Here is a 7,618-nt window from a genome sequence, read left to right on the forward strand (position 1 = left end):
TTACATTTCTGATTTCTTTTTCCGAAGTCTTTACTGCTGGAAAAAGAGTAGCTTTTGTGCCTTTAAAATTCATTGTTAGCTCACCCGTCTGTTTTCACAGTAAAAAAATACTCGAGCTAGGTTAATTTTCTGCTAATTTTACAAAAAATACCGGAGGGCGTTGCCACCCTCCGGCTTGATCTTCATTCATATAGATGGCTGGCTTAGAAGCCCATGCCACCCATACCACCCATACCGCCCATATCAGGGGCAGCTGGCATTGGATCTTTTGGCTCTGGCTTTTCAGCAACCATAGCTTCAGTTGTGACCAGAAGGCCAGCAACAGATGCCGCATTTTGCAAAGCAGAACGAACCACTTTAGTCGGATCGATAACACCGGCTTTGATCATGTCGGTATATTCGTTGTTCTTGGCATCGTAACCCATATTTGGATCGCTGCTTTCCATGAGCTTGCCAACAACGACAGACCCTTCAGCACCAGCATTTTCCGCAATGTTACGGGCTGGAGCCTGCAACGCGCGGCGAACGATATTGATGCCAACTTCCTGATCGCGGTTAGCTGGTTTCAAGCCATCAAGAACCACTGATGCTCGAACAAGCGCAACACCGCCACCAGGGACGATACCTTCTTGAACCGCAGCACGGGTTGCATGCATAGCATCGTCAACACGGTCTTTACGCTCTTTCACTTCGACTTCGGTAGCACCGCCAACCTTGATCACAGCAACACCGCCAGCCAGTTTGGCCAAACGCTCTTGCATCTTCTCACGGTCATAATCTGAAGTGCTTTCTTCAGCCTGGGCACGGATCTGGTTACAACGTGCGTCGATCTCGGTCTTATCACCAGACCCATCAACGATTGTTGTTTCGTCTTTGGTGATCTCGACGCGCTTGGCAGAACCAAGCATTTCGAGTGTCAGACTATCAAGCGCAATGCCAACTTCTTCTGATACGACAGTACCGTTCGTTAGAATAGCAAGGTCTTCCATCATGGCTTTGCGGCGATCACCGAAACCAGGTGCCTTAACAGCAGCAACCTTCAGGCCACCACGGAGACGATTAACAACCAAAGTTGCCAAAGCTTCGCCTTCGATATCTTCGGCGATGATCAACAATGGACGGCCTGACTGGACAACTTTTTCCAGAATAGGAAGCATGTCTTGTAGATTTGACAGTTTCTTTTCGTGCAACAGAATATACGGCTCTTCAAGAACAGCGCGCATTTTCTCGGCATCAGTTACAAAGTAAGGTGACAAGTAACCGCGGTCGAACTGCATACCTTCAACAACATCCAATTCGGTGTCGAGGCTTTTGGCTTCTTCAACGGTGATCACACCTTCATTACCAACACGCTCCATGGCTTCGGCAATCATCTTGCCGATTGCTTCTTCACCATTGGCTGAAATAGTTCCAACCTGAGCCACTTCGTCAGATGTTGAAATGGTCTTTGACCCAGCAACGATCTTTTCAACAACAGCGTCGACAGCCATGTCGATACCGCGTTTCAGATCCATCGGGTTCATGCCAGATGCAACAGCTTTTGCGCCTTCCTGGGCAATGCTTTGCGCCAGAACCGTAGCGGTTGTTGTCCCGTCACCAGCAACGTCATTAGCTTTTGACGCCACTTCACGCACCATCTGTGCGCCCATATTCTGGAACCTGTCTTTCAATTCGATGTCTTTAGCAACAGTCACACCGTCTTTGGTGATCCGAGGTGCGCCAAATGACTTTTCCAAAACCACGTTACGGCCTTTTGGACCCAATGTGACTTTAACGGCGTTCGCTAGAATATCGACACCTTCGAGCATCTTTGTTCTAGCTTCTGATCCGAATTTGACTTCTTTAGCAGCCATTTTCTATATTCCTTCTCTTTAGACTTTGAGGGGACGATCTATTCGATAACACCCATGATGTCGGATTCTTTCATGATCAGGTAATCCTGACCGTCGATTTTGACTTCGGTGCCTGACCATTTACCAAACAGCACAGAGTCGCCAGCTTTAACGTCAAGTGGCTGGACTTTGCCAGTCTCATCTCGCGCACCAGCTCCGGCGGCAATAACTTTGCCTTCCATTGGCTTTTCTTTGGCTGTATCTGGAATAATGATTCCGCCTGCAGTCTTTTCTTCCGATTCCATCCGCTGTACAACTACGCGGTCGTGAAGGGGCCTGAATTTCATGCCTTTCTCTCCTCCGTTATGCAAATAAAAGTGTCACTAGCACTCACCCATCGCGAGTGCTAGCCCTTGATGATTGCTATGTGGGCTTCCTGCGACAGCTTGTCAAGCAATGAGAAAAAAAATTGATCAAAAAATTAATTATTGCCTTATCTGCGGCGTATGGCAGACGCAGCCATACGGCTACGTGGAGAGTTTGTCATATGCTGGAAATGGGCTGAAATGGCGCATAAGGCAGCCTGCCAGTCATCTATTCTTGATATGGGGATATCAGCATGGGTGAAACCACAGCGGCGCAAATAATCGGCTTGATCGGCAATCACATGACCGCTAGCCACAAGCATACCAGCAAACCCAGCCTCAGATATGCGCCGGGCATAGGTAAAACCACGCCCATCAGAAAATTTGTCAAAACTGATTTCGATCATGCTATTTGTGCCAAGCCCCGCATATATGGACTCATCTGCCACGCTGTCACTCGTGGCGATTCTGTAATCGGCAACAGGCCGATCTGCCGCATCTATCACTGTAGCATCGGCAAGATCAAACAGCTGTGTCTGGATAGCATCATCACGCATAAAGCGATTCCTTGAATAGTGTGGTTCCAAGACGGATCAGACTATCGGCAAATGTTTCATTGTCATGCCGTAAATCCATATAGGTATCGACGATACGTTCGATCGCGGCGGGCACATCAGCTTCTTCAAAAGACGGTCCCATAATACTGCCGATTGCGGCCATTTCGCCAGCCTGACCGCCCAGCGTGATCTGATAATGTTCAACACCCTTTTTATTAACGCCCAAAATGCCAATGTCAGCCGCATGATGATGCCCACAGGCATTGATACATCCAGAAATATTAAGCCGTAGCGCACCAATATCGGCACGCCGGTCAGCATCATCAAAACGGCGGAAAATTTTATCAGCCAATGGCAATGAGCGCGCATTGGCAAGGTTACAGTAATCCAGCCCCGGACAGGCGATCATATCGCTAATCAGCCCCGCCTCAGCACCGGCAAGGCCAAGCGCGGCGAGTCGGTCATATATTGCTGGCAGATGCTGTTTAGCCATATGCGGGATAATCAGATTCTGTTCATAGGTTGCGCGAATTTCATCTTGGCCAAAGGTTTCGGCAATCTCGGCTATGGCTTCCATCTCATGCGCCGAAGCATCGCCTGGCGGACGGTCAATCGCTTTCAGGCTAATCATGACCGCACAATAATCAGGATGCCAATGAGCCGTGATATTACGCGTCATCCACTGATCAAAAGCACGGTCAGTTTGCCGGCGGCGCGTGATAGCATCCATATAGTCACGCGTGGTGACGGGTGGCAAATCGACTGGTGCAAAATGGGCAAGAATCCGATCGCGCTCGGCATCAGGCAGGTCGATAGAACTATCGCGGATTTTTTCCCACTCGGCCACAACCGCGTCACGAAAGGCATCAATACCCATCGCCTCGACCAGAATTTTGATACGCGCCTTATAGATATTATCGCGGCGTCCAGCCTGATTATATACGCGCAGAATTGCTTCGAGATAGGATAGTAAATGATGCTTTGGCAGGAAGCTGGCGATCTGCTGGGCGACACGCGGGGTGCGCCCCTGTCCACCGCCAACTAGCACCCGAAAGCCAATCTGGCCATCTGTGTTTTTGACCATGCGTAAGCCAATATCGTGAAAGCCCGTGGCGGCGCGGTCTGTCGCGCCTGCCGATACGGCAATCTTGAATTTACGTGGCAGAAAGGCAAACTCAGGATGCAAGGTTGACCATTGCCGGATAATTTCACACCAGCCGCGCGGATCTTCCAGCTCATCGGCGGCGGCACCGGCAAATGGATCCGAAGTGACATTGCGGATACAATTACCCGAGGTCTGTATCGCATGCATATCAAAGCTGGCTAGCCGATCCAGAATATCAGGCGTTCCCACAAGCTTGATCCAGTTAAACTGGATATTCTGCCGGGTGGTGAAATGGCCAAAGCCGCGATCAAAATCACGAGCGATTCCAGCCAGACCACGAAGCTGTTGCGCGCTCAGAACCCCATAGGGTATCGCGACCCGCAACATATAGGCATGAAGTTGCAAATACAGACCATTCTGCAAGCGCAAGGGTTTGAATTCATCCTCGCTTAACGCCCCCGCCAGCCGTCGTTCGACCTGATGGCGGAATTGTTGCGCCCGCGCTGTGACAAAATTTCGGTCAAGCTGATCGTAACGATACATGCGGCACTCTTTTTATAACTGGATGAAAATATCTGCCTAACGGAACAGGGGAACAAGCTGACCTATCCGCAGGGGGGATGATGGACGGACCTCTGGCGGCGCGGATTGTCTCACGCGCTGACTGGTCTGCCTTGCCATTCACCGCAACAGTATAGAGCGAAACAATCCGGTTTTCGGCCACATCCTGTTCAGCGCGGGCTGTGGCAAGGGGGGCATTGTCAGCGTCAAATCGCGCGGCTTTGCTGCGGTCAGTTGCCCAATCCAGCTTGGCCGTCATCCACAGCACAACGCCATCATCAAGCCGATTTGCGGTTAGGATAATATCATCAGTTTTTAACATATCAGGGTTTTTTGACATATCAGGCACCTTCTCGCAGATCGTTATTGCGGTTGTTAATCACGCCCAGCTGCACTATTTCGCTGGCATTAATGGCGGGTCTTGATGCTGTATAGGATGGCACGCGCGGCGTTGCCGCCGAGGTGATATGCTGGCCAGCAAGGCCATGATCGCTAAGCGCTTTGAACATAAAATCAGCCGTGCGCGTCTGGCGTGGATCACCGCCAGCCAGATAGATAATACGGTCATTGGTTTTAGACGCCGCCTTCAGTTTGCCAAGTAATGATGTCATCGACATATTGTCTTTGTGCTGACCGCCTTTTGGCTGATCTTGGGCATTGTGAACAATCTGGCAGAATGTCAGTTTGGCCTCGCGCCGGGCTAGATCAAGCACCTCGTCCGACACCAGGTGGTCGTAAAAAATACTATCGGCATGACGGATAGCCTCTGCCGCGTCTAGTGACAACAGTCCCTTGGCGCCTGCACCTGCATCAACAATTTGTATCTGCGCCCTTTCGGCATGTGTCCGGTATTGTGATGGGTCGTGTGATGGCGAAACATTGCCTAGCATGTGCAAGATGGCATTATCAGCCACCGTCTCTTTGCCTGCCAAGACATATTGGGCAATCTGTCCCTTTAGAATCTGATGTTGCAAGCCGCGACGCATGGCATGCGGAAAATGTTTAATCCGGTCACGAAGCCGAAACAGATAATGCGCCAACCTGCCTGTTGCTGGTGCTAGCATATCTTCGATTCGTGCCCGGATATGCTGTGCCAGAACTGGTGCCAGCCCCGAAGTGGAAATAGCCACAATGACAGGTGAACGATCAACAATCGAACCCAGAAAAAAACTACATAGGGAAATGGTGTCCGGCACATTCACCGGCACCCCAAGCGATCGTGCATGCTTGGCAAGTGCCTTATTTCGCGCTGGATCACCGGTCTCAATTATCACCAAAGGCCGACCAGCCAGCATCGAAAGCACCGCATCATCATACGCTGTCACGCCAGCAATCATATTTATCTGAGCTGATATCTGATCTGATATGTGATCTGGGCTGGCCAAAGTTTTGACCGAAGATGCCGCCGAAGATGCCGCCGAAGATGGCGTAATTGAAACAACATCAATAATGGGTGCCATTTTCGACAGTAGCCGTATTTTGGACACCAGCACATCGCGATCGCCAATCACCAAAGGCGGAACAGTTTGTACATCAATAAAGATTGGAAAATATGATGCCATTGTTCAGCTTCCATAGCTTTACTGTCTATATAGACAGTTTCATATCGTCATAATTAGTAAATTTTTGTGGTATTTAAATAAAATAACGCGCTGAAAAAAATATAATTTCTTATTATTAGATTCAGTGGTATTTTTTTTTAAATATTGGATTGTGATTGAAATATGGACGGTGCTCCAAACACCCCTGCGGCAATGCGACCATTTAATCTGGCCGCACGGGATGCTATATACTTCACCTAGAGGGAATTATGTGGCGGCTAAAGGTTGCTGTCATGTCTGGAGTAAAGTAGTGACCACAAATCTGTCTTCATTCTGGTCGGCACATGCCACCCAAAAATCCCAGAATATTGTTGCATTATGGCTTTTGCTTATGGCTGGGCTGGTTGCGATCATGGTGGTGATTGGCGGCATTACGCGTTTGACCGGCAGCGGCCTGTCGATGGTTGAATGGCGGCCACTGATGGGTACATTGCCGCCGCTCAGCGAGGCTGAATGGAATCGTGTTTATGCGCTTTACAAACAATCGCCCGAATATGACAAGATTAATTTTGGCCTTGATATGGCAGGCTTCAAACACATTTTCTTTTGGGAATATTTTCACCGTTTATGGGGACGTTTGCTGGGCATAGCCTTTGCCCTGCCACTGCTATGGTTTGCGGTAAAACAGATGATACCTGCTGGCTATGGTCGCCGCTTGCTTATATTATTGGTGCTTGGCGGGTCGCAAGGCGTGATTGGCTGGTGGATGGTTAAATCTGGCCTGTCACAAGATGCCACCGTATCGCAATATCGGCTCGCCACGCATCTGGGTATGGCTTTGCTTATTTTCAGTTTGCTGATCTGGGTCGCGCTTGATCTGCGCGATGGCCAGTCGCAACGGCCATCGGGTCATGGGCTGGGCAGTTTGATTATGGTTGCCGTTACTATCCTTGCTGGAGCGTTGGTCGCTGGTATGGATGCTGGCCTGCTGTATAACGAATATCCGCTTATGGGCGACGGGTTGGTGCCAGTCGAATATGGTGACGAAGGCTGGCGTGATGCTTTTGAAAATCCGGCATCGGCGCAGTTCCATCATCGCTGGCTTGCGGCATTGACTTTTGTTGCCGTATTGGCATTGGCCCTGCGCATGCACGTCATACCCGGATTTCGGCTTCGGGCTTATATGGTGCTAGCCGCCATCAGCGCCCAATTTATCATTGGTATTTTCACCTTGCTCAATGGTGTGCCAGTATGGCTAGGCGGACTTCATCAAGCTGGTGCCGTGGCCTTGCTTGCCAGCGTTCTGTGGCTATTGCATGGCACCAGCAAGACCGAAGCCGTGCAAAATATTTAACCTGATTTTATATTTAGCCTGATTTTTTGGGCACCGGCGCACGGCGGATATGCAGCTCGTTTAGCGCCGTATCGTCAACCTCGGATGGTGCCGCCATCATCAGATCCTCGGCCTTACCATTCATCGGGAACAGGATAACCTCGCGGATATTCGGCTCGTCGGCAATGAGCATCACCATCCGGTCGATACCTGGGGCGATACCACCATGCGGCGGCGCGCCAAACCGAAAGGCATTAATCATGGCGGGAAACTTGTCATCGACAACGCTGTTGTCATAACCGGCAATTTCAAAGGCTTTATACA

General features: G+C 50.1%; 8 protein-coding genes. 1 reads left to right on the plus strand and 7 read right to left on the minus strand.

Annotation, left to right across the window (positions count from 1 at the left end; translation table 11 throughout):
- Positions 1-203 precede the first annotated feature (203 nt).
- The 6 genes from groL to ACTF7Q_RS09585 all read right to left on the minus strand — a co-directional run bounded on the left by groL (position 204) and on the right by ACTF7Q_RS09585 (position 5,982).
- Positions 204-1,853, minus strand: coding sequence for a chaperonin GroEL (groL, locus tag ACTF7Q_RS09560; RefSeq protein WP_438997610.1), 1,650 nt, complete (start codon positions 1,851-1,853; stop codon positions 204-206).
- A 38-nt stretch (positions 1,854-1,891) separates the two neighbouring features.
- Positions 1,892-2,179, minus strand: coding sequence for a co-chaperone GroES (gene groES, locus ACTF7Q_RS09565; protein ID WP_332923436.1), 288 nt, complete (start codon positions 2,177-2,179; stop codon positions 1,892-1,894).
- 146 nt (positions 2,180-2,325) lie between these two features.
- On the minus strand, positions 2,326-2,754 hold the full coding sequence (locus ACTF7Q_RS09570; RefSeq protein WP_438997611.1) for a DUF934 domain-containing protein: 429 nt from the start codon (positions 2,752-2,754) through the stop codon (positions 2,326-2,328).
- On the minus strand, positions 2,747-4,402 hold the full coding sequence (locus ACTF7Q_RS09575; RefSeq protein ID WP_438997612.1) for a nitrite/sulfite reductase: 1,656 nt from the start codon (positions 4,400-4,402) through the stop codon (positions 2,747-2,749). Before ACTF7Q_RS09575 ends, ACTF7Q_RS09570 begins: the two co-directional genes overlap by 8 nt.
- A complete protein-coding gene (locus ACTF7Q_RS09580; RefSeq protein WP_438997613.1) occupies positions 4,380-4,760 on the minus strand; it encodes a DUF2849 domain-containing protein in 381 nt (126 codons plus the stop codon). The genes ACTF7Q_RS09575 and ACTF7Q_RS09580 overlap by 23 nt, the downstream gene beginning before the upstream one ends.
- Position 4,761: 1 nt before the next feature.
- Positions 4,762-5,982: an NAD(P)-dependent oxidoreductase gene (locus ACTF7Q_RS09585; RefSeq protein ID WP_438997614.1), complete on the minus strand. Its 1,221-nt coding sequence runs from the start codon at positions 5,980-5,982 to the stop codon at positions 4,762-4,764.
- Positions 5,983-6,271: 289 nt separating this feature from the next.
- On the opposite strand from ACTF7Q_RS09585, the gene ACTF7Q_RS09590 reads away from it, so the two are divergent.
- Positions 6,272-7,315 (plus strand): COX15/CtaA family protein, encoded by a 1,044-nt coding sequence (locus tag ACTF7Q_RS09590; protein ID WP_438997615.1) that lies wholly within the window; start codon positions 6,272-6,274, stop codon positions 7,313-7,315.
- Between the two features lie 13 nt (positions 7,316-7,328).
- Here ACTF7Q_RS09590 and ACTF7Q_RS09595 read toward each other — a convergent pair.
- The coding region (locus ACTF7Q_RS09595; protein ID WP_438997616.1) for an amino acid--tRNA ligase-related protein at positions 7,329-7,618 on the minus strand (290 nt) is incomplete at its 5' end.

This window comes from Puniceispirillum sp. (SeqCode) (genome assembly GCF_965657105.1).
Taxonomy (GTDB): Bacteria; Pseudomonadota; Alphaproteobacteria; order Puniceispirillales; family Puniceispirillaceae; genus Puniceispirillum.

Bases quoted from the DNA above. Each gene is read 5' to 3' on its own strand.
- groL (WP_438997610.1), bottom strand. From the start codon at position 1,853: ATGGCTGCTAAAGAAGTCAAATTCGGATCAGAAGCTAGAACAAAGATG.
- ACTF7Q_RS09570 (WP_438997611.1), bottom strand. From the start codon at position 2,754: ATGCGTGATGATGCTATCCAGACACAGCTGTTTGATCTTGCCGATGCT.
- ACTF7Q_RS09575 (WP_438997612.1), bottom strand. From the start codon at position 4,402: ATGTATCGTTACGATCAGCTTGACCGAAATTTTGTCACAGCGCGGGCG.
- ACTF7Q_RS09580 (WP_438997613.1), bottom strand. From the start codon at position 4,760: ATGTCAAAAAACCCTGATATGTTAAAAACTGATGATATTATCCTAACC.
- groES (WP_332923436.1), bottom strand. From the start codon at position 2,179: ATGAAATTCAGGCCCCTTCACGACCGCGTAGTTGTACAGCGGATGGAA.
- ACTF7Q_RS09585 (WP_438997614.1), bottom strand. From the start codon at position 5,982: ATGGCATCATATTTTCCAATCTTTATTGATGTACAAACTGTTCCGCCT.